The organism is Pseudoroseomonas cervicalis ATCC 49957, from assembly GCF_000164635.1.
GTDB lineage: Bacteria > Pseudomonadota > Alphaproteobacteria > Acetobacterales > Acetobacteraceae > Pseudoroseomonas > Pseudoroseomonas cervicalis.
Genome location: NZ_GG771128.1, coordinates 1 through 812, shown reverse-complemented (window position 1 = coordinate 812; position 812 = coordinate 1). Strand labels below are relative to the sequence as shown.

At 76.5% G+C, this 812-nt stretch carries 1 protein-coding gene; it reads left to right on the top strand.

All coding sequences use genetic code 11. The features are described from left to right. Positions 1-210 precede the first annotated feature (210 nt). On the top strand, positions 211-812 hold a 602-nt coding region (locus HMPREF0731_RS26300; protein WP_007006500.1), incomplete at its 3' end, for a helix-turn-helix transcriptional regulator.

Below are 812 nucleotides of genomic sequence, written 5' to 3'. Positions count from 1 at the left end.
CGGCGACCAGCCGCGCGGCGGGGCCGCCGGCGGCGATCTCGGCCGAGAGCAGGCGCAGCAGGCGGGCGGTGAAAGGCGAGCCCAGGCGCTCGCACCATGCGATCTGCTGGCCGAAGGCGTGCAGCACGGGATCGGTGTGGGGGGCGTGCATCGCGGCATCCTCCGCAGGTGAGAGGGGCAGCGAAGTCCCGGCTGACAGCAGCGTCAATCTTGATCAACATCGTCAACATGACCAAGGTCCAGGATGCCTGGCTGGAGGCGGGGGAGGCGGTGGCGCGGCTCGGTGTCTCACGCGCCACGCTCTATGCCTATGTCAGCCGTGGCCGGGTGCGGGCGGTGCCGGCGCCGGGCGATCCGCGCCGCAGCCTCTACGCGGCGGAGGATGTGGCGGCGCTGCTGGAGCGGCGGGCGCGCGGCCGGGCGCGGCGGGCGGTCGCCGCCTCCACCACCGATTGGGGGGAGCCGATCCTGCGCTCCGGCCTGACGCGCATCGCCGAGGGGCGGCTGTGGTATCGCGGCCGGGACGCGGTGGCGCTGGCCGAGGGCGCGACGCTGGAGGAGGTGGCGGCCCTGCTGTGGGGAATGGCGGTGCCGCACTGGCCCATGCCGCCGGGGGTGCCGCGCCCCGATCCGGCGCTGCCGCCGATCGCGCGGTGCCTGCGGGTCGTGGCGGCGCAGGCGGGGCGGCAGGATTGGGCGTTGCCGCCGGCGCTTCTGGCGGGGGAGGCGGCGGCGCTGCTGGGGCTTCTGGTGCGGGCGGCCGCTGGCCGGGCGGGCCGGGGCGCGACATCGCGGCGCAGTTCGGCATCGAT